The sequence below is a fragment of the Pseudomonas sp. P97.38 genome, assembly GCF_001269745.1.
Taxonomy (GTDB): Bacteria; Pseudomonadota; Gammaproteobacteria; order Pseudomonadales; family Pseudomonadaceae; genus Aquipseudomonas; species Aquipseudomonas chlororaphis_E.
The window spans coordinates 110,358-130,663 of sequence record NZ_LHVJ01000017.1 but is presented as its reverse complement, the minus strand read 5'-3'; the positions used below and the strand labels follow the sequence as shown (position 1 = coordinate 130,663).

General features: G+C 62.1%; 21 protein-coding genes. 12 read left to right on the top strand and 9 right to left on the bottom strand.

All coding sequences use genetic code 11. The annotated features are described in order from the left end of the window. Positions 1-118: 118 nt before the first annotated feature. Positions 119-979: a MurR/RpiR family transcriptional regulator gene (locus AD664_RS14460; protein WP_172679730.1), complete on the bottom strand. Its 861-nt coding sequence runs from the start codon at positions 977-979 to the stop codon at positions 119-121. Positions 980-1,175: 196 nt separating this feature from the next. Between AD664_RS14460 and zwf the strand changes: the two genes are divergently transcribed. Genes zwf through AD664_RS14445 form a run of 3 tightly spaced genes read left to right on the top strand, consistent with a single transcriptional unit; the run spans position 1,176 to position 4,028 of the window. Then, the gene (gene zwf / locus AD664_RS14455; protein WP_053147451.1) at positions 1,176-2,645 is read left to right on the top strand and encodes a glucose-6-phosphate dehydrogenase; all 1,470 of its coding nucleotides are present in this window, start codon (positions 1,176-1,178) and stop codon (positions 2,643-2,645) included. Continuing rightward, positions 2,632-3,345 (top strand): 6-phosphogluconolactonase, encoded by a 714-nt coding sequence (pgl, locus tag AD664_RS14450; RefSeq protein WP_053147449.1) that lies wholly within the window; start codon positions 2,632-2,634, stop codon positions 3,343-3,345. Before zwf ends, pgl begins: the two co-directional genes overlap by 14 nt. Positions 3,346-3,362: 17 nt before the next feature. Then, positions 3,363-4,028, top strand: coding sequence for a bifunctional 4-hydroxy-2-oxoglutarate aldolase/2-dehydro-3-deoxy-phosphogluconate aldolase (locus tag AD664_RS14445; RefSeq protein ID WP_042731278.1), 666 nt, complete (start codon positions 3,363-3,365; stop codon positions 4,026-4,028). Between the two features lie 227 nt (positions 4,029-4,255). On the opposite strand, the gene AD664_RS14440 is transcribed toward AD664_RS14445, so the two are convergent. Beyond that, positions 4,256-5,443, bottom strand: coding sequence for an aminotransferase class V-fold PLP-dependent enzyme (locus tag AD664_RS14440; protein WP_053147447.1), 1,188 nt, complete (start codon positions 5,441-5,443; stop codon positions 4,256-4,258). An 11-nt stretch (positions 5,444-5,454) separates the two neighbouring features. Further along, positions 5,455-5,691, bottom strand: coding sequence for a DUF3820 family protein (locus tag AD664_RS14435; protein ID WP_053147445.1), 237 nt, complete (start codon positions 5,689-5,691; stop codon positions 5,455-5,457). A gap of 203 nt (positions 5,692-5,894) precedes the next feature. Here AD664_RS14435 and AD664_RS14430 point away from each other — a divergent pair, with 203 nt between their 5' ends. The 4 genes from AD664_RS14430 (at position 5,895) to AD664_RS14415 (ending at position 9,654) form a co-directional block, all read left to right on the top strand. Next, entirely contained in the window at positions 5,895-6,362 is a 468-nt protein-coding gene (locus AD664_RS14430; RefSeq protein WP_053147442.1) for a PA2169 family four-helix-bundle protein, read from the top strand. 225 nt (positions 6,363-6,587) lie between these two features. Further along, on the top strand, positions 6,588-8,588 hold the full coding sequence (locus AD664_RS14425) for an FUSC family protein (protein ID WP_053147440.1): 2,001 nt from the start codon (positions 6,588-6,590) through the stop codon (positions 8,586-8,588). Then, complete coding sequence (locus tag AD664_RS14420) at positions 8,575-8,781, top strand: DUF1656 domain-containing protein (RefSeq protein WP_053147438.1); 207 nt, start codon at positions 8,575-8,577, stop codon at positions 8,779-8,781. Before AD664_RS14425 ends, AD664_RS14420 begins: the two co-directional genes overlap by 14 nt. Positions 8,782-8,790: 9 nt before the next feature. Further along, positions 8,791-9,654, top strand: a complete 864-nt coding sequence (locus AD664_RS14415; protein WP_053147436.1) for an HlyD family secretion protein — start codon at positions 8,791-8,793, stop codon at positions 9,652-9,654. Positions 9,655-9,752: 98 nt separating this feature from the next. Here the strand turns inward: AD664_RS14415 and AD664_RS14410 are convergent, their stop codons facing one another. Both AD664_RS14410 and AD664_RS14405 read right to left on the bottom strand, forming a co-directional pair. Continuing rightward, a complete protein-coding gene (locus AD664_RS14410) occupies positions 9,753-10,223 on the bottom strand; it encodes a MaoC family dehydratase (RefSeq protein ID WP_003184579.1) in 471 nt (156 codons plus the stop codon). Positions 10,224-10,265: 42 nt separating this feature from the next. Further along, entirely contained in the window at positions 10,266-11,210 is a 945-nt protein-coding gene (locus AD664_RS14405; RefSeq protein WP_042732213.1) for an alpha/beta hydrolase, read from the bottom strand. A 282-nt stretch (positions 11,211-11,492) separates the two neighbouring features. Between AD664_RS14405 and fadD2 the strand changes: the two genes are divergently transcribed. Next, the gene (fadD2, locus tag AD664_RS14400) at positions 11,493-13,181 is read left to right on the top strand and encodes a long-chain-fatty-acid--CoA ligase FadD2 (protein WP_047736901.1); all 1,689 of its coding nucleotides are present in this window, start codon (positions 11,493-11,495) and stop codon (positions 13,179-13,181) included. Positions 13,182-13,546: 365 nt separating this feature from the next. Continuing rightward, positions 13,547-15,238 carry a long-chain-fatty-acid--CoA ligase FadD1 gene (fadD1, locus tag AD664_RS14395; protein ID WP_047736900.1) on the top strand — a complete coding sequence of 564 codons (1,692 nt, stop codon included), beginning with the start codon at positions 13,547-13,549 and terminating at the stop codon, positions 15,236-15,238. Between the two features lie 176 nt (positions 15,239-15,414). Here fadD1 and AD664_RS14390 read toward each other — a convergent pair whose 3' ends face one another. Then, positions 15,415-15,792 carry a hypothetical protein gene (locus AD664_RS14390; RefSeq protein ID WP_047736898.1) on the bottom strand — a complete coding sequence of 126 codons (378 nt, stop codon included), beginning with the start codon at positions 15,790-15,792 and terminating at the stop codon, positions 15,415-15,417. A gap of 195 nt (positions 15,793-15,987) precedes the next feature. Here AD664_RS14390 and AD664_RS14385 point away from each other — a divergent pair, with 195 nt between their 5' ends. The 3 genes from AD664_RS14385 (at position 15,988) to def (ending at position 17,840) form a co-directional block, all read left to right on the top strand. Then, positions 15,988-16,179, top strand: a complete 192-nt coding sequence (locus tag AD664_RS14385) for a CsbD family protein (protein WP_053147434.1) — start codon at positions 15,988-15,990, stop codon at positions 16,177-16,179. A gap of 174 nt (positions 16,180-16,353) precedes the next feature. Further along, a complete protein-coding gene (locus AD664_RS14380; protein WP_042729867.1) occupies positions 16,354-17,304 on the top strand; it encodes a YihY/virulence factor BrkB family protein in 951 nt (316 codons plus the stop codon). Next, positions 17,301-17,840, top strand: coding sequence for a peptide deformylase (def, locus tag AD664_RS14375; protein WP_053147432.1), 540 nt, complete (start codon positions 17,301-17,303; stop codon positions 17,838-17,840). The genes AD664_RS14380 and def overlap by 4 nt, the downstream gene beginning before the upstream one ends. Before the next feature lie 128 nt (positions 17,841-17,968). On the opposite strand, the gene AD664_RS14370 is transcribed toward def, so the two are convergent. From AD664_RS14370 to AD664_RS14360, 3 genes are all read right to left on the bottom strand, one after another. Continuing rightward, the gene (locus tag AD664_RS14370; RefSeq protein ID WP_053147430.1) at positions 17,969-18,391 is read right to left on the bottom strand and encodes a GNAT family N-acetyltransferase; all 423 of its coding nucleotides are present in this window, start codon (positions 18,389-18,391) and stop codon (positions 17,969-17,971) included. A 64-nt stretch (positions 18,392-18,455) separates the two neighbouring features. Then, positions 18,456-19,010: a hypothetical protein gene (locus AD664_RS27665; protein ID WP_053147428.1), complete on the bottom strand. Its 555-nt coding sequence runs from the start codon at positions 19,008-19,010 to the stop codon at positions 18,456-18,458. 154 nt (positions 19,011-19,164) lie between these two features. Continuing rightward, complete coding sequence (locus tag AD664_RS14360; protein ID WP_042729863.1) at positions 19,165-20,196, bottom strand: LacI family DNA-binding transcriptional regulator; 1,032 nt, start codon at positions 20,194-20,196, stop codon at positions 19,165-19,167. Positions 20,197-20,306 lie beyond the last annotated feature (110 nt).

Sequence of the window (20,306 nt, the reverse complement as noted above, 5' to 3'; positions counted from 1 at the left end):
GCCGGCCCCATCGCGAGCAAGCTCGCTCCCACACTGGATCTTTGGCGTTCACAACCCCCTGTGGGAGCGAGCTTGCTCGCGATGACGGCCTGTCAGGTCATAAAGCACTCACGCCGAATCAGTTGAACTCATCCCCCACCGGATACCGGCTGGCGTTCAGGCTTTCCTTGATCTTGCGCAGGTGCGGCTGGAAGTCCACGCCTCGGCGCAGGGTCATGCCGGTGGCGAGCACATCCAGCACGGTGAGTTGGATGATCCGCGACGTCATCGGCATGTAGATGTCGGTGTCTTCGGGCAGTGGAATGTTCAGGCTCAAGGTGCTGGCCTTCGCCAGGGGCGAATTTTCAGCGGTCAGGCCGAGCACGGACGCTCCGTTTTCCCGGGCGATGCGCGCTACTTCCACTAGCTCGCGGGTGCGCCCGGTGTAGGAAATGATCACGAACAGCTCGCCGGTATGGGCCACCGACGCGATCATGCGCTGCATCAATACGTCGGCGTGGGCGGTCACCGCCAGATTGAAACGGAAGAACTTGTGCTGGGCATCCAGGGCCACCGGAGCCGAGGCGCCGAGGCCGAAGAAGTGGATCTGTCGGGCCTGGATCAGCAGGTCAACGGCACGACTGATCAAATTTGGATCAAGGGCCTGGCAGGCGCTGTCCAATGAAGCAATGGCACTGCCGAAGATCTTGCGGGTGTAGGCTTCCGGGTTGTCGTCGGCTTCCACGGCGCGGCTGACATAGGCTGCGCCGCTCGCCAGGCTCTGGGCCAGTTGCAGCTTGAGTTCCGGGTAGCCACTGACGCCGAACGAGCGGCAGAAGCGGTTGACGGTCGGTTCGCTGACCGAAGCGGCCTGGGCGAGGGCAGCGATGCTGAAGCGGGTAGCCTGCTGTGGGTTGAGCAGGATGATCTCGGCCACCTTGCGTTCTGCCTTGTTGAGTTCTTCAAGGCGAGTCTGGATCTGTTCCAGTAAATTTCGCACGCGGTCCATACAAGATTCCTAGAAAGACGGGTCTTTGGTACGACCCTTTGCGGTGGCCTATCCTACTGTTGGCTCCGACGGACCACCACTCGGAAACGGTATTTTCGGAAAATGTTGTGGTTATTACTACATTTTTCCTTGAGTGATGCCTTGAAAAAAGGTATTTGTAGCTTAACTTGATAAAAGAACAAACATCATGCATTCGATTACGGTTGAACCGTGCACCTTTGCCTTGTTCGGCGCGTTGGGCGACCTGGCCTTGCGCAAGCTTTTTCCTGCCCTTTATCAACTCGATGGCGCGCAATTGCTGCACGAGGACACGCGAATCATCGCGCTGGCCCGTGAACCCGGCAGCGAGCAGCAGCACCTGGCTTTCATTGCCACCGAACTGCGCCGCTACGTGGGCGACAAGGACCTGGACGAAGCCGTGGTCGAGCGCTTCCTGGCGCGACTGACGTACCTGCATGTGGACTTTCTCAAGGCTGACGACTATGTCGCCCTGGCCGAGCAGGCCGGTTCGGCCCAGCAGGTCATCGCCTATTTCGCCACCCCGGCGGCGGTGTACGGCGCGATCTGCGAGAACCTGGCCAAGGTTGGCCTGAGCGATAACACCCGGGTCGTGCTGGAAAAACCCATCGGCTCGGACCTGGAGTCGTCGCGCAAGGTCAACGACGCGGTGGCGCAGTTCTTCCCCGAAAACCGCACCTACCGCATCGACCACTACCTGGGCAAGGAAACGGTCCAGAACCTGATTGCGTTGCGGTTCGCCAACAGCCTGTTCGAAACCCAGTGGAACCAGAACTACATCTCCCACGTGGAAATCACCGTGGCCGAGAAGGTCGGTATCGAAGGCCGTTGGGGCTATTTCGACAAGGCCGGCCAACTGCGGGACATGATCCAGAACCACCTGCTCCAACTGTTGTGCCTGATTGCCATGGACCCGCCGGCCGACCTGTCGGCCGATAGCATCCGTGACGAGAAGGTCAAGGTGCTCAAGGCCCTGGCGCCGATCAGCCCGGAAGGCCTGACCACCCAGGTGGTGCGCGGCCAGTACATCGCCGGTCACAGCGAAGGCAAGGCCGTGCCGGGTTACCTGGAAGAGCCCAATTCCAACACCCAGAGCGACACCGAGACCTTCGTCGCCCTGCGTGCCGACATCCGCAACTGGCGCTGGGCCGGCGTGCCGTTCTACCTGCGTACCGGCAAGCGCATGCCGCAGAAGCTGTCGCAGATCGTCATCCACTTCAAGGAACCGTCCCACTACATTTTCGCCCCCGAGCAGCGCTTGCAGATCAGCAACAAACTGATCATCCGCCTGCAACCGGACGAAGGGATCTCCCTGCGGGTGATGACCAAGGAGCAGGGCCTGGACAAGGGCATGCAATTGCGCAGCGGTCCGCTGCAACTCAACTTCTCCGACACCTGGCGCAGCGCACGGATTCCCGATGCCTACGAGCGGTTGTTGCTGGAAGTCATGAATGGCAATCAGAACCTGTTTGTCCGTAAAGATGAAATCGAAGCCGCGTGGACGTGGTGTGACCAGTTGATCGCCGGATGGAAGAAGTCTGGCGATGCGCCCAAGCCGTACGCGGCCGGGTCCTGGGGGCCGATGAGCTCCATTGCGCTGATCACGCGGGATGGGAGGTCATGGTATGGCGATATCTGAAGTGAAACTGCCCCAGGGCGTCAGCGCCCTCGAATTCAAGAGCCCGGTGCTGCTGGCCGAAGGCTTGGCCCTGAAGGTGGCCGAGCAACTGCGCGAGGCGATCGACGCGCGCGGCACGGCCGTGCTGGTGGTGTCGGGCGGTCGTAGCCCGGTGGCGTTTTTCCAGAGCCTGGCCAAGCAGACCCTGGACTGGTCGAAGGTGCTGGTGAGCCTGGCGGACGAGCGCTGGGTGCCGGTTGAACATGCCGACAGCAATGCCGGCCTGCTCAAGCGCTACCTGCTGCAAGGCGCTGCGGCCAAGGCCCAGTTCCTGAGCCTCTACAGCCCAAGCGCCAACCTGGAGGCGGCCGCCGAACAGGCCGATCGCCTGCTGGGCGAACTGCCGTCCATCGACGTGTTGGTTTTGGGCATGGGCGACGACGGGCACACCGCGTCGTTGTTCCCCGACAGCCCGAACCTGGCTCAAGCCCTCGATGCCCAGAGCACGCGTCGCTGCTGGCCGATGCTGGCGCCGACGGTGCCGCATCAGCGCCTGACCATGAGCCGTGCCTTGCTGGCCTCTGCGAAACACAAAGTGCTGTCGATTTCCGGTCAGTCGAAATTGACCACCCTGAGCGCCGCGGTGGCTGGTGACAACGTCGCCGAAATGCCGATCCGTGCGTTTTTGCAACCTACGTTAGAGATTTACTGGTGCCCATGAACCAAGGATCAGCCGCTATGACAAACCCATCCCCGACCGTTTCCATGGCGGACAAAGTTGCCCTGATCGACAGCCTCTGCGCCAAGGCGCGGATCCTGCCGGTGATCACCATCGCCCGCGAACAGGACATCCTGCCACTGGCCGACGCCTTGGCTGCCGGTGGCCTGACGGCGTTGGAAGTGACCTTGCGTTCCCAGTTCGGCCTCAAGGCCATCCAGGTCCTGCGCGAGCAGCGTCCAGAGTTGGTGACCGGTGCCGGTACGGTGCTCGATCGCCATATGCTGGAGGCCGCCGAAGCGGCCGGTTCGCAGTTCATCGTGACCCCAGGCATTACTCGTGACCTGCTTGAAGCCAGCGTGTACAGCTCGATCCCGTTGTTGCCGGGCATCAGCAACGCCTCGGGCATCATGGAAGGCTATGGCCTGGGCTACCGCCGCTTCAAGTTGTTCCCGGCGGAAGTCAGTGGCGGCGTCGCGGCCATCAAGGCCCTGGGCGGCCCCTTCGGCGAAGTGAAATTCTGCCCGACCGGCGGCGTCGGTCCGGCCAATATCAAGAGTTACATGGCATTGAAGAACGTGATGTGCGTGGGCGGCAGTTGGATGCTCGATCCGGAGTGGATCAAGAACGGCGACTGGGCCCGCATTCAGGAATGCACCGCCGAGGCCTTGGCGCTGCTGGACTGATTCGACCGAACCTCGTTGGGTGCTCTACGGTTTTACGGTGCGCTTGGTCGGCGCACCGTTTTTTTTTGCCTGGGTTTTATGGTCGCACAAAAATTTCTGTGGCGAGGGAGCTTGCTCCCGCTGGGGTGCGAAGCAGCCCCAAAAAGGCACAATGAGATTGACCTGGCGCACCGCAGTGACAGGTTCAGGACTGCTTCGCAGCCCAGCGGGAGCAAGCTCCCTCGCCACTAGGTACGGCTCAATTCGATCAGCGCTTGGGTCAACCGTTCGATATCACTCGCCAAGGTAATCAGCCCTGGGGTAATGCGGATGCAAGGCCCGGCGCTGGTCTGGCGCACCACGGTGAAGATCCCGTACTCGTCGAGCAATCGATCAGCCATCGCCTGCTGGTCGGTGTGGGCGGTGAAGCGCATGGCGGTGATGCCGCAATACAGGCGCCGATCGTCCGGTGTCATGACTTCGATGCCTGGCAGGTCGCGCACCGCCGTCACCCACAGGTCGCGCAGGTGGCACAGGCGCGCGCCCTTGGCCGAGGCGCCGCCCAGGGCGCGGTGCTCCTCGAACACCAGGGGCAGGGTGAGCAACGCCGGGATGTTGGGCGTGCTGTGGGGCGTGCGCGAGCGGATGTCACTGGCCGGATAGCTCCCCTCGTCCATGTCCGGGTCGATGTCGGCCAGCCGATGGGGGGCGATGTACAGGAAGCCCAAGGCCAGCGGACCGCCGATCCACTTCTGCAAATTGAACCCTGCAAACTCGATCCCGAGCTTCTGCAGGTCGAAGTTGATCTGGCCCAGGGCGTGGGCGCCGTCGAGGATGATGTCGACCCCGAACTCCCGGGCGGTCTCGGCAATTGCCTGGACCGGCATCACCAGCCCGGTGAGGTGGTTGACATAAGTCAGCGCCATCAATTTGAGGCGAGGGTGCTGGGTGAACGCTTGGCGGTAAGTGCCCACCAGGCTCTCGTAGCTGGCGGGGTGCGGGTGGACGATTTCAATCAGTTCCACGCCACGCTGGCGCGCCAGCCAGCGCATCGCGCTTTTGACCGAGGCATATTCCACGTCACTGATCAGCACCTGGTCGCCCGGTTTCAGGCCGTTGTAATTGCGAATCAACGTCTGCAGGGCGTCCACTGCGCTGGTGGCCAATGCCACGGCCTGGGGCGCAGCGTGGATCAACTGCGCGATCTGGCGGCGAATGGCTTCGCTGTGTTCAAGGTCGAAATGCTGGCGTACATACACCGAGTTTGTGCGGTTGATGAATTCGATGTTGCGTTGGTATTCCTCGACAACGGTGCGGGACATGCGCCCGAAGTAGCCGTTTTCCAGGTTGAGCGGTGCACCGGGGTCGATATCGTAGCGACCGACAAAGGTCTGCCAGAAAGCTTCATCGTGGGCGCGCAGCGTATTCTCGGGCATGGGGGACTCGGTCAATGGCGGGGCTTGGGTTTGCCGTGCTTGGCGCGCAACGGGTCGAGCAGGTCGGACAAACCGTTGTGGTCGATTTCCTGCATCAACGCCAGCAGGCCGCCCAGTTCGCCGTGGGGAAAACCTTCGCGGGCGAACCAATTCAGGTAAGGGCCGGGCAGGTCGGCCAGGATGCGACCCTTGTGTTTGCCGAAGGGCATCTGGCGGGTGACCAGCAGTTCGAGCATTTGCGGGTTCATGGCATTCGTCTTCCTTCAACCAGTCTGGAAAATACAGGCATTCTGCATGCAGGCCAATTGACAGATCATGCAAATAACGCGGATACAGATTTCCGGTTAAATATTAACTAATTGATTTTATTGAATATTTATCTTGTTTTTGGCCTGGCACGGCCGATGCAATAGTCCTTGCAGGTTTTATTCACCAGCAAAGGAACTGAAAAATGACTGACATCAACAAAGAATCCATCTCCGTCCTGAACGACCTGATCGAGACCAGCAAAGATGGCCAGGAAGGGTTCAAGACCTGCGCAGAAGACATCAAGCACCCGGAACTCAAGGCGCTGTTCGTGAAGCGTTCTGCTGACTGCGCGACGGCTGCTGCCGAACTGCAAGCCGCTGTACGTTCCCTGGGCGGTGATCCGGAAACCTCCACCAGCGTAGCCGGTGACCTGCACCGCCGTTGGGTCGACGTGAAGTCGATGTTCACCGGCAAGGACGAAGAGGCAGTGCTCAACGAAGCCGAGCGCGGCGAAGACCATGCCCTGAAGGCTTACCGCGAAGCGATCGAGAAAATCAACAAGCACAACCTGGTGGGCATTCGTGATCTGGTTGAGCGCCAGTACCACGGTGTGCAACGCAACCATGACCAGGTCAAGGCGCTACGTAACCAGGCGCGCGCTGCCAGCTAACGCGTACGCCTGACCCAGAAAAACGCCAGCTTGCCTGGCGTTTTTTGTGGGCGTCATTTGGCGATGAGGGATCTCTTGCGCAGCGTCGCCGGTCAGAGAAAGTGTGTTGTGAAAATCAGCGGTAATCGCCTATGGACTGAAGTAGTTAGCCAGCTAATAATTGCGCCTGCCGATTACCTGCATTCCATCTATCGTTACAACGTTCCCCCCAGAAGAGTCTCTTGCGTGCCCATTACCTTCCAGGCCCTGTTCGCTCCCGACCGCCTCGCGTTGCAGTTCGCCATCAAGACCGTGCTCGGCGCCGGCCTGGCCCTGTGGCTGGCGTTGCGCTTCGGGCTGGAGCAGCCGTCGTGGGCATTGATGACGGCGATCATCGTCGCGCAGCCGTTGTCCGGCATGGTCGTCCAGAAAGGCCTGGCACGCCTGCTCGGCACGCTGGTGGGCACGGTCATGTCCGTGGTGTTCATGGCCCTGTTCGCCCAGACACCGTGGTTGTTCCTGCTGGCCCTGGCGGTGTGGCTGGGCTTGTGCACGGCCTGTTCGACGTTGCTGCGCAGTGCCTGGTCGTACTCATTCGTGCTCGCCGGGTACACCGTGGCGATCATCGCCTTGCCGGCCATTTCCCATCCTTTGACCGTGTTCGACCAGGCGGTGGCGCGTTGCACCGAGATCAGTCTGGGGATCATCTGCGCCACGGCCGCCAGTGCCTTGCTCTGGCCGCTGCGGGTCGAGCGGCAACTGGCCGGGCAGGCTCGCGCCGCCTGGCAGAGCGGCATGCAGGCGGCCCGTGCCACCCTGGCGGGCGATGCCCAGGCGCGCAAGGGCTTGCTGGAAATCCTCGGCAAGATTGTCGCGGTCGACGCCCAGCGTGAACACGCCTGGTTCGAGGGGCGCCTGGGTCGGCAGCGGGCCCGAGCCATCAGCGGCTTGAGCCAGAAGCTGTTGATGCTGCTGCGCATTTCCCGCTCGGTGCGCCGGCAGTGGAGGCAACTCGATCCCGTCGAAGCCCAGGCGCTCCAGCCGTGGATGGACGAAGTGCAGCAAGCCCTCGACGGCGACAGCGCCACGTTGCAAGCGCTGCGCCCCCGGGTGTGGGATGCGTCCCACGATCCGCAGATCAGTTCGGCACAGAGTTACTGCCTGGCCAGGATCGCGTTGTTGCTCGACACCGCCCTGGCCGCCTGCGCGGCCCTGACGGCTGTGCAGGAGGGCAGGGCGGCGGTGGATCCGCCGCGCACCCTGGCGCCTCATCGCGACCTGTCCCTGGCGATGGTGTTTGGCGCGCGCAGTGCCCTGGCGTTCCTCGCCGTGGCCAGTTTCTGGCTGGCCACGGCCTGGCCTGCGGCCTCGGGCGCCCTGGTGCTCACGTGTGTGGTGTGCAGCCTGTTCGCCAGCCGCGAAAACGGTGCGCAGATTGGCATGAGCTTCCTGCGCGGTATTTGCCTGGCCGTGCCCACGGCGTTCGTGATCGGCGAGATCATACTGCCGCAATGGAGCAGTTTCGCCATGCTCAGCCTGGCCATGGGCGTGCCGTTGTTTTTCGGTGCGCTGGGCATGGCCAAGCTGCCGATCTTCGCCACCGCGACCTCGTTCTGCCTGCATTTCGTGGTGTTGGTCTCGCCGCTCAACACCATGAAGTACGACGTCGCGGCGTTCTTCAATAACGCCCAGGCGATGATGATCGGCGTGGGCGCGGCGGTGCTGGCGTTCAATCTGCTGATCTTGCGTGACCCGGCGTGGCACAGCCGGCGCCTGCTGGCGGCGACACTCGATGATCTGGTACGCCTGACCCATCGCAGCCTGCGTGGCGCCGAGAGTTGGTTCGGCGGGCGCATGGCCGACCGACTGTTGCAACTGGCCCGGCATTACCCGGAGTTGCCGGTGCAGGCCCGCAGCCGTTGGGACGACGGCTTGCTGGGCCTGGACATTGGCGATGAGCTGTTGCACCTGCGCCTGAGCCTGGCCGTCGCCCAGGTGTCCGAGCAGCAGGCGCAGCAACGTTACTTCGCCGCCTTGGAACACACGCTCGAACGCGGGCCGGCCGGCGATCGGGCCGACGCCCTGGCGACGGCGAGCGCCGAGTTTCTTGAGGTGTTGGCGGCCCAACCCGCCAGTGATGCCCTGAAACTGGCCCAGGGCGCGGTGGTGCAATTGCAGAACAGCTGGCGCGCCTGGTGCCGCCAGCACGAACCTGAACGACGGGAGCACAGCCATGGGCTTGCGTGAGTGGTCGATTGGCGGGGTGTTGCTCAGCCCGTTCCTGATTTACCTGGTGTTGGCGCTGCTGGTGACCGGCGCGCTGCGCCTGTTGCTCGGCATGCTGCCGGTCGGGCGCTGGATCTGGCATGAAGCCTTGTTCGACTGCGCCCTCTATGTCTGTGTCCTGACTGTCATTACCGTGGTCCTCGGGCCGCTATAGGAGTTGAACATGCGTACCTCCGTACGTGTCGCCGTCACGCTGTGCGTGGTTGCCGTGGCGATCTTCGCCGGGTTCCACCTGTGGCAGTACTACATGCTCACCCCCTGGACCCGCGATGCGCGGATCCGTGCCGACGTGGTGGTGATTGCGCCCGACGTGTCGGGTTGGGTGCGCGAGCTCAAGGCGGTGGATAACCAGCAGGTCAAGGCCGGCGATCTCTTGCTGAGCATCGACCGCGAGCGTTTCGAGGCGGCGGTGGAAAAAGCCCATGCGGTGGTCCAGACCCGCCAACAGCAATTGAGCCTGCGCGAACACGAAGCCAGCCGCCGCGCCGCCCTGGGGCCTCAGGCGATCAGCGCCGAGTTGCGGGAAAACGCCCAGATCAACGCCGGCATCGCCCGCGGCGAACTGCGCGAAGCCCAGGCCGAAGCCAAGGTCGCCGAGCTCAACCTGGCCCGCAGCCAGGTCCTGGCCCCGCGCAGCGGCCACATCACCAACCTGCGCCTGGCCGAGGGCAACTACGTGAACGCCGGGCAGCCGGTCATGGCGTTGATCGATGACTCGACCTTCTATGTGCAGGCTTACTTTGAAGAAACCAAACTGCCGAGGATTCGCGTCGGTGATCCGGTCAAGGTCTGGCTGATGAGCGCCGACCATGCGTTGCAAGGCCATGTCGAGAGCATCAGCCGGGGCATCACCGACCGCAATACCAACCCCGATGCGCAACTGCTGGCCGAGGTCGAGCCGACGTTCAACTGGGTGCGCCTGGCCCAGCGGATCCCGGTGCGGATCAAGCTGGACAAGGTGCCGGAAGGGGTGAACCTGAGTGCGGGGATGACGGCGAGCGTGCAAGTGCGCGAAGACCTGCCATAGTTCGTCGCGCCACGAACCCTGTGGCGAGGGAGCTTGCTACCTCGCCACAGGAGATGCGGTGTTTCATTCAATCCGCTGGGGCTGATCGCTTCAGTGAGTCAACCGACAGTAATCGCCGGCAGCGTCGGCAAGGTCACGGTCTGTTGCTTGCGCGGGGCGAGGATTTCGGCTTCGCCGTCCACCACCAGTTCATCACGCTGGTTGAACACGCGGGTCGCGATGCGCACGCGGAATTTCGGCAGTTTCTCGAGGATCTCCAGGCGCACGGTCAGGGTGTCGCCGATCTTCACCGGTTTCTGGAAGCTCATCTGCTGGCCGATGTAGATGGTGCCCGGCCCAGGCAGCTCGCAGGCCACCGCCGCGCTGATCAGCGCACCGCTGAACATGCCGTGGGCGATGCGTTCCTTGAACATGCTGGCCGCGGCGAATTCGGCGTCCAGGTGCACCGGGTTGTGGTCGCCCGACATCGCGGCGAACAGCTGGATATCGCGTTCTTCCACGGTCTTGCTGTAGCTGGCGGTCTGGCCGACTTCAAGGGCTTCGTAAGGGATGTTGGTAACCTGGGTCATGTGTCTTGAATCCTGTGACGGGTAAAGGAAAACGCTGGAGACCTACTCGCTGCGTGGCGGCCGCTTGTGGCTGAGGGCCTGGGCAATCCAGGCCAGTACGTCGGCGGTCACTTCATCGCGGTTGGTTTCATTGAACAGTTCGTGCCGGGCCTGCGGGTAGATCGTCAGTTGCAGGTGCTGGCTGCCTGCGGCGCGCAAAGCGTCGGCCAGATCCTTCAGACGCTTGCCTTGGCTCACCGGATCACATTCACCACCGATCACCAGCAGCGGCAGGCCCGGATCGATCTGGGCGAGATTGGACGCTTTGCTGATTTGCTGCAACCCGCCGAGCAGATCGACCCACAGTTGGTTGGTGCAGCGAAAGCCGCACAGGGGGTCGTGCACGTACTTGTCGACTTCCGCCGGGTCCCGGCTGAGCCAGTCGAAAGCGGTGCGCGTGGGCTTGAAAGGCTTGTTGAAACTGCCGAACGACAGCCACTCGATCAACGCACTGCGCCCGGTGGCACCCTGGCGCCGACGCTCGAAACGCGCGATCAGGCGCGCGGCGCGGTAGAGCGCCACGGGCTGGAAGTTGGAACCGCTGAGGATCGCTCCATGCAGGCTGGCGCTGTGGTGCAGCAGGTAGCCCTGGGCGATGTAGCTGCCCATGCTATGGCCGAGCAGCACGATTGGTGTGTCTGGATGTTGCTGGCCGATGTGATGGTTGAGGCTCGCCAGGTCGCCCACGACCTTGGCCCAGCCGTCCTGGTCCGCGTAATGCCCGAGGGTCGCTCCGTCGGCGGTGCGTCCGTGGCCGCGCAGGTCCGGGGCGTAGACGCCATAGCCCTCATCGCACAGCGCCTGGGCCAGGCGCGCATAGCGGCCGCTGTGTTCGGCCATGCCATGGGCCAGCAGGATGACCGCCACCGGCGCGGCGTCGGGCAGCCACTGGTTGACGAACAGACGGCTGTGGTCGGTTGCGGTCAGCCAGAACGTTTGGTGGATCATGGCGGTTCCTTGGCACGATGTTGCTCAATGGTATAGCCCATCCGTTGCGTCTCGCCTGATCAGGCGACGCTTTCGTGATCCATGTGGTCAGTTCTGTCAGTCACTTCGGCGCCAGGAGTTGAACTCACCACACAAACCACTAGGCAGGAAGATTCACACGATCTATGACGCAGGTTGCCATATTTGCCTGATTGACCATAGCTGCTAGTGTCCCAGAAGCTCCGCCTCTGCAAGCGATACAGATGCGGTCCCGGATACGCTCAGGTAAAGAGGACAAAAACAATGCAGCCTGATTTCTGGAATGACAAGCGCCCGGCCGGCGTGCCCCAGGACGTCGACCTCGGCGCCTACAAGTCGGTCATCGAGGTGTTCGAGCGTTCCTGCAAGAAGTTCGCCGACCGTCCGGCGTTCAGCAACATGGGGGTGACCCTCACGTATGCCGAGCTCGAGCGCTACAGCGCGGCGTTTGCCGGCTACCTGCAAGCCCATACCGACCTGGCGCCGGGCGATCGCATCGCGGTGCAGATGCCCAATGTCCTGCATTATCCGATTGCCGTGTTCGGCGCCTTGCGGGCCGGCCTGATCGTGGTCAACACCAACCCGTTGTACACCCCGCGGGAAATGCGCCATCAGTTCAAGGACTCCGGTGCCCGCGCGCTGGTGTACATGAACCTGTTCGGGCAGAAGGTCCAGGAGGTGCTGCCCGATACCGACCTGCAATACCTGATCGAAGCCAGGATGGGCGACCTGATGCCTGCCGCCAAGGGCTGGCTGGTCAACCTGATGGTGAACAAGGTCAAGAAAATGGTCCCGGACTATTCGTTGCCCCAGGCCATTTCGTTCAAGAGTGCGTTGCGCCTGGGACGCGGCCAGCCGATCAAGCCGCTGAAGGTCAGCCTCGATGATGTGGCCGTGCTGCAATACACCGGCGGCACCACCGGGCTGGCGAAGGGCGCGATGCTGACCCACGGCAACCTGGTGGCGAACATGCAGCAGGCCCGGGCGTGCCTGGGGCAGTTCGGCGACGATGGTCATCCGCTGATGCGCGAAGGCCAGGAGGTGATGATCGCGCCGCTGCCGCTGTACCACATCTATGCCTTCACGGCCAATTGCATGTGCATGATGGTCACCGGCAATCACAACGTCCTGATCACCAATCCGCGGGACATCGGCGGCTTCATCAAGGAACTGAAGCACTGGCGATTCTCGGCGCTGCTGGGGCTCAACACGCTGTTTGTGGCGTTGATGGACCACCCGGATTTCAAGACCCTGGATTTCTCCCACCTCAAGGTCACCAATTCCGGTGGCACCGCGCTGGTCAAGGCCACCGCGGAGCGCTGGGCGCAGCTCACCGGATGCCGCATCACCGAAGGCTACGGCCTGACCGAGACCTCGCCCGTGGCCTGCACCAACCCTTATGGCGACAAGTCGCGGCTGGGCACGGTGGGCTTGCCGGTGCCAGGCACGCTGATGAAAGTGATCAGCGACGACGGCATCGAGCAGCCCTTGGGCGAACGTGGCGAGCTGTGCATCAAGGGCCCGCAGATCATGAAGGGCTATTGGAACAAGCCCGAAGCCACGGCCGAAGTGCTGGACAGCGAAGGCTGGTTCAAGTCCGGCGATATCGCGGTGATCGACCCGGACGGATTCGTGCGCATCGTCGACCGCAAGAAGGACATGATCATCGTCTCCGGTTTCAACGTGTACCCCAACGAGATCGAAGACGTGGTGATGGCCCATCCGAAGGTGGCCAACTGCGCGGTGATCGGCGTGCCGGACGAACGTTCGGGGGAGGCGGTGAAACTGTTCGTGGTCGCGCGCGAAGCGGGCGTCAGCCTGGAAGAGCTCAAGGCCTACTGCAAGGAGAACTTCACCGGCTACAAGATCCCCAAGCACATCGTGCTGCGTGAGTCGTTGCCGATGACGCCGGTGGGCAAGATCCTGCGTCGGGAGTTGCGCGACATCGCCTGAGGCCCGAGAAGCCCAGTAGCCTTGTGGGAGCGAACTTGCTCGCGATGGCGGTATATCAGTGACAGAGAGGCTGACTGATACACCGCCATCGCGAGCAAGCTCGCTCCCATCGTTTTCTGGGTATTCAGGGCGATTCAGATCGGGATAGAATTTTTACTCTAAAAATGACCATTGAATATTCTTGAGTCATGTTTGTGACTGCGGGGACCACTTTTGGCCCTAGGCGACCCTCGGCAAAGCTGCTACTCTCGGCGCGCTTTTGTGACTTCTCGGCCTTGATTCAAGCCAGATTCACCAACAAACACACACCAATAATAATCGCATCAAATGCGGTGAGAATTCGCGTTGCTGAGGAGTGGGCTTCCATGATCGAAGACTTTTGGAAGGATAAGTACCCAGCTGGGATTGCTGCCGACATCAATCCAGACGAGTATCCGAATATTCAGGCGGTGTTGAAGCAGTCCTGCCAACGCTTCGCCAACAAGCCGGCATTCAGCAACCTCGGCAAGACGATCACCTACGGTGAACTCTACGAGTTGTCCGGGGCCTTTGCCGCGTACCTGCAACAGCATACCGATTTGCAGCCCGGCGATCGAATCGCCGTGCAGTTGCCCAACGTCCTCCAGTACCCGGTGGCCGTGTTCGGTGCGATCCGCGCCGGGCTCATCGTGGTCAATACCAACCCGCTGTACACCGCGCGGGAGATGGAACACCAGTTCAACGACTCCGGCGCCAAGGCGCTGGTGTGCCTGGCGAACATGGCGCACCTGGCCGAGGCCGTGGTCCCCAAGACGAGTGTCAAGCACGTCATCGTCACCGAAGTGGCCGACCTGTTGCCACCGCTCAAGCGCCTGTTGATCAACAGCGTGATCAAGTACGTCAAGAAGATGGTCCCGGCCTATCACTTGCCCAAGGCCGTCAAGTTCAACGATGTGCTGAGCAAGGGCCACGGCCAGCCGGTGAGCGAAGCCAACCCTTCCAGCGATGAGGTGGCGGTGCTGCAATACACCGGCGGCACCACCGGCGTGGCCAAAGGCGCGATGCTGAGCCACCGCAACCTGGTGGCGAACATGCTGCAATGCAAGGCGCTCATGGGCTCGAACCTCAACGAAGGTTGCGAGGTGCTGATCACGCCGCTGCCGCTGTACCACATCTATGCCTTCACCTTCCATTGCATGGCGATGATGCTGATCGGCAACCACAACATCCTGATCAGCAACCCGCGCGACCTTCCGGCGATGGTCAAGGAACTGTCCAAGTGGAAGTTCAGCGGCTTCGTCGGCCTCAATACCCTGTTCGTGGCGCTGTGCAACAACGAGGCGTTCCGCAAGCTGGACTTCTCGGCCCTCAAGGTCACCTTGTCCGGCGGCATGGCCCTGCAACTGGCGGCGGCCGAGCGCTGGAAAGCGGTGACCGGATGCCCGATCTGCGAAGGCTATGGCATGACCGAGACCAGCCCGGTCGCCACGGTGAATCCGATCCAGAACATCCAGGTCGGGACCATCGGTATTCCGGTGCCTTCGACCTTGTGCAAGGTGATCAACGACGCGGGCGTCGAACAGCCGTTGGGCGAAATCGGCGAATTGTGCGTGAAGGGGCCGCAGGTGATGAAGGGCTACTGGCAGCGCCAGGAAGCCACCGACGAAATCCTCGACAGCGAAGGCTGGCTCAAGACCGGTGACATCGCGCTGATCCAGCCCGACGGTTACATGCGCATCGTCGATCGCAAGAAGGACATGATCCTGATCTCCGGTTTCAACGTGTACCCCAACGAGCTGGAAGACGTGCTGGCGACGCTGCCGGGCGTGCTGCAATGCGCGGCCATCGGCATTCCGGACGAGAAGTCCGGCGAAGCGATCAAGATCTTCATCGTTGCACGACCGGGCGTCACCTTGACCAAGGAGCAGGTCATGGAGCACATGCGCGCCAACGTCACCGGCTACAAAGTGCCCAGGGCCGTGGAGTTCCGCGACGCCTTGCCGACCACCAACGTGGGCAAGATCCTGCGGCGCGAGCTGCGTGACGAAGAGCTCAGGAAACTGGGTGTGAAGAAGTAAAAGGCTTGTACACAAAAAGCCCCGCATGAGCGGGGCTTTTTATTGGGCGTTCTGAAGTGATGAGGCTCTCGTGGCGAGGGAGCTTGCTCCCGCCGGGCTGCGCAGCGGCCCCTCTTGGTGGGCGCTGCGCACCCAAGCGGGAGCAAGCTCCCTCGCCACACAGTGTGCTGTCCGGGCTACACCCTGAACTGCGCAAAATCCAGATTGGTGCCCCCCGGCCGCATGTCTTGCAGGTACGAATCCTTGTCCGCGCTCAGCTCCAGGCTCAGGGCTGCCTTGCGCTTGCCCTGGTTGCGCACTTCCAGGCCTTCCATTTTTTCGCGCAGGAACACCGTCGGCACTTTCAGGTGCAGCAACTGGTCGGTGGCCGGGGTGTGCAGCAGCAGGTGGATCCATTCGTATTGCCCGATGGCCAGGCGCGTCACCGGGAGGTTGAACCAGAAAATGTTGCGGTTGCGGTTCAATTCGCTGAAGTGGCAGTTGTTGACGCCCAGTACGGCGCCGCCCAGTTCCTGGTTCCTGCGGGCAATGGCCTGCTTTTTATCGAGTTTCATAACGTTCCTACGGGGTTGGAGCTTCAAGCCGCAGCCTGAATACGTGGGGCATTCTCGGGGGTTGCTCGGCAAACATAAAGCGCAACCTGCATTTGCCGATCAAATGTGCCGTTGAAAAAAATGAAACTCCCCGCAAACGGCCCCGGTCAACCCTATGTAATGACTTTTCGTAGCGTTGTTCACAGGAGACACATCATGGGTAGCACGAGCGATAAAGTGAAGGGCGTTGCCAACGAAGCCGTCGGCAATATCAAGCAAGGCGTCGGCAAGGCCACCGACAATGACCGTCTGCGCGCCGAGGGCGTGGTCCAGGAGAAGGAAGGCGAGGTCCAGCAAAACGTGGGCAAGGCCAAGGACGCGCTCAAGAAAGGCGTCGATAAGGCGTAACCGGCCTGCTGGAAAAACGATTGGAACGGCCATCCGCGGGTGGCCGTTTTCGTGTCGGCTCGAACTTGCGCCGGGGAAATTGTTCCAAAAGTCGCCAAACAGGTTACTTTGTCTGGCATAACAACCCATGAGTCGCCAAGCGACCTTCCTTTTTTGCGGCGAAAGGAGACGCACATGATGTTCCCGGCCATGAAAGGCTTGCCCTTGCATCGTGTGATGATGCGCACCGTGACCGAGTTTCTCGACGACGAGATGTCCACCTATGCGTCGGCATTGGCCTACCAGATGCTGTTTTCGCTGTTTCCCTTCATCCTCTTCCTGATCGCGCTGATCGGTTTCCTGCACCTGCCGGACTTCTTTTCCTGGCTGCGCCTGCAGTCGGAACTGGTGCTGCCGCCCCAGGCCCTGGAGCAGGTCAACCCGGTGATCGACCAGCTCCAGCAATCCAAGGGCGGGTTGTTGTCGGTGGGTATTGTCATTGCCTTGTGGACCGCCTCGGCGGGTGTGCGGCTGATGATGAGCGCCATGAACGCTGCCTACGACGTGGTGGAAGGCCGTCCGGCCTGGAAGCGTTTCCCGCTGTCGATCTTCTACACCGTGGGCATCGCCGGCATGTTGCTTATCGCGGCGGCGCTGATGGTCCTCGGGCCGCAGGTGATGGAGTGGATCGCGGCCCAGGTCGGGCTGGAGGAATTCATCGTCACGCTCTGGACGATCGTGCGCTGGCCGGTGATCGTGATTTTGCTGATGGTGGCGGTGGCGTTGATCTATTACGTGATGCCTGACGTCAAGCAGGAGTTTCGCTTCATCACGCCGGGGTCGGTGCTGGCGGTGGTGGTGTGGATCATCGCTTCGCTGGGCTTTGCGTTCTACGTCAAGACCTTCGCCAACTACAACGCCATGTACGGCAGCATCGGCGCGATCATCGTGCTGTTGCTGTACTTCTACATTTCTTCGGCGGTGCTGTTGCTTGGGGCGGAAATGAATGCCGTCATCGAGCACATGTCCACCGAGGGCAAGGACCCGGGTGAAAAACACCCTGGCGAGCACGAGAAACAGCATGTGTCGGGCCTGGGCCGCGACCATTCCATCCCTCACCCTCACCCCGATGAAGCCCGACCATGATTCGCGAAATCCTGAAGATGGGGGATGAGCGCCTGCTGCGCATTGCCCCGCCCGTGCCACCGGAGATGTTCGACTCGCCGCAGCTGTGGCAGTTGATCGACGACATGTTCCAGACCATGGAAAGTGTCGGCGGCGTTGGCCTGGCGGCGCCGCAGATCGGCGTGGACCTGCAGTTGGTGATCTTCGGCTTCGAGCACAGCGAACGATATCCCGACGCCGAGGCCGTGCCGCAGACGATCCTGATCAACCCGCTGATCACCCCGCTGACGCCAGAGATGGAAGAGGGCTTCGAAGGTTGCCTGTCGGTACCGGGCCTGCGCGGCGCGGTACAGCGTTACCGGCAGATCCGCTACGAAGGCTTCGACCCCAAGGGCGAACCGATCGTCCGCGTGGCGTCGGGCTTCCATGCGCGGGTGGTGCAGCATGAGTGCGATCACCTGATTGGCCGTCTGTACCCGTCGCGCATCACCGACTTCAGCAAGTTCGGGTTTACCGAGGTGATGTTTCCGGACCTGGATCCTGCGGTGGATGATTAATCAAACAATCACACATAACCCTGTGGGAGCGGGCTTGCTCGCGAAGGCGTCGGGTCAGTTACATCTCTGCCTACTGACCCACCGCTTTCGCGAGCAAGCCCGCTCCCACAAGAGATCTGTGCAGAACTTCAGAATTGGGCTTTAGGCACCAACCCCATCGCAATCATCGGCTTGGCGCGGGCATACCGGCTCAGGCGTTCAGCCATGGCATAAGGCAGGGCGGGGTCGAAGGTGAAGCCGCTGCGTTCATAGAAATCGCGCAAGTCCGGGTGGCAGAACAACCACACCGGCGCTTGCACGGCCTTCACCGCCTCGGCCATCAACCGCGCCGCGATGCCTTGGGCGCGGTAGGCCGGGTCGACAAACAATCCGGTCAACCAATGCCCACCTGCTACCTGCCGCAGGCACAGGGCGGCGACGATGTCGTCCTGGCGCGCTACCCACAGCTGTGCGTCACGCACCGCCTTCATCGAGGATTGATGGGCGCGGTAGAACTTGTTCATCAGCGGCCATAGCGGTTCGTCGAGCCGCGTGTAGTGGATTTCAGGCATGGCGGGGGCGGGGAGGGAATCAGGGGCCGCCAGTATAGCTGGCCGCCCCGGCGCACCATCAAGCTTAGAGAGAGGCGAGGAACACATCAGCCAATGGGGTTTTGCCATCGGCACGGTTTTCCTGGGCCTTTTCAACCTTGGCTATCGCTGATTTGTCCTGCATGCGTTGCGCGATCTCCTGGCTGACGGCTGCCTGCTTCTCGGGCGGCATTGCCTGGAACTCTTCTTCGGTGATGCCCAGCTCCGCAAGAATGCTGTCGCGCAGGCGTTGCTCCGGCGTCTTGCTCATGTAGTCCTTGAAGGCTTCCATTGCGGAACTGCCGGCCGCGGCCGTGTCTTTGGACGACGAGGCGGGCACGCTCTGCAATTGCACGCGGGTCTTGGCGAACGCCTCGTCCACCTTGTCGCTGATGGCGGTGGCTGCGTTGACCTGCTGGGTGGCGCGGCGAGTGAACGAATCCTGGACCTGGGTGCTGGCCTGGCTGGCCTGGGCCTGGACGTTATCGCGCAGCGCCTGCAATGCGGCGCTTTGCAGGCCGCTGGCCGCCTCGGCGGTGAGGTCCTCGCCGGGGCGTTTGAGGGGCAGATTGATCGCTTGCTGTTTGGCACTGACCAACATGATGGACACCTGTAGGTAATGGCTGGGCCATGGGCCGGAGCAATTCCCATGCCTGGCCTGCGACCCCCAGGTTTTACAGGCGCCGGCGCTATCGGACGATAGGAGGGGCGGCCAACCCTTGCCGCTGGACGGCATCGATCGACCGCCTGGGCCTTCAGGTGCTTTCGCGTACTTTGAGTTCGAACCCCATGTCCACCACCGGTTGCGCGATGCGGTTGCCCGCCATCAGCGTCAGCATCTGCTCAGCGGCGCGCTGGCCGATGGCTTCCCGTGGGGTGCTGATGCTGCTCAGGCGCGGCACCATGTGGGCGGAGGCGGGCAGGTCGTTGAAGCCCAGGACCGAGATCTGCTCGGGGATCCTGATGCCGCAGCGCAGGGCTTCGAACAAGGCGCCATGGGCCAGGTCGTCGTTGCCGAAGAAGATCGCGTCGACATCCGGGTGGCTGTCGAGCAACTGCAGGAACAGCTCGCCGCCCAGCCCCACCGAGGACGGGCGCGGCGTCAGCAGTTCCAAGTCCGGGTCGTACAGCCCGGCCTTCTGCAACGCGCGGCGGAAGCCTTCGCCACGCGCCAGGGTGCGCTGGTCCAGCTGGGCGCCGATGTAGGCCAGGCGCTTGCGGCCCTTGGAAATCAGGTGCGCGGCGGCCGTCTCGCCAGCCTTGAGTTGGGAAAAGCCCACGCAATTGAGGCCCGCGCCGGGGTCCAGTTCCATCATGTACACACAGGGAATGTTGCTGGCCTCGATCATGCGCCGGGCGCTCTCGGTGCGGTCGAAACCGGTCAGCAGCAAGCCTCGTGGCTGATAGGCCATGTAGTTGCGCAACAGGTCTTCTTCTTCGTCCCGGGAATAGTGGTAGTTGCCGATCACCACTTCGAAGCCCTTGGGCCGCAGCACACGATGGATCGCCTCCAGGGTGTCGATGAACAGCAGGTTGGACAGCGACGGGACCAGCACCACCACCGAATGGCTCTGGGCCGATGCCAGCGCGCGGGCGGCCGGGTTGACCACGTAGTTGAGTTCAAGCGCGGCCTGGCGGACTTTTTCCACCAGTTCCGTGGCCACGGTGCTGACGCCGCGCAGGGCGCGGGAAGCGGTGATGGGGCTGACACCGGCCAGGTGTGCCACTTCGTTGAGGGTAGGGCGGCCGGTGGTGCGAGGATTCTTATCGTTTTTAGGGGCGGTCATCAGGGCGGCTTGCCAAACAAAAATCAAGGCACTAAGGTAGCGCTGTCTCGACGCGGCTGCAAATGCGTGAGCGGGGTTTGCCTGAACCTCGCGCGTGGGTGTCGTGAACG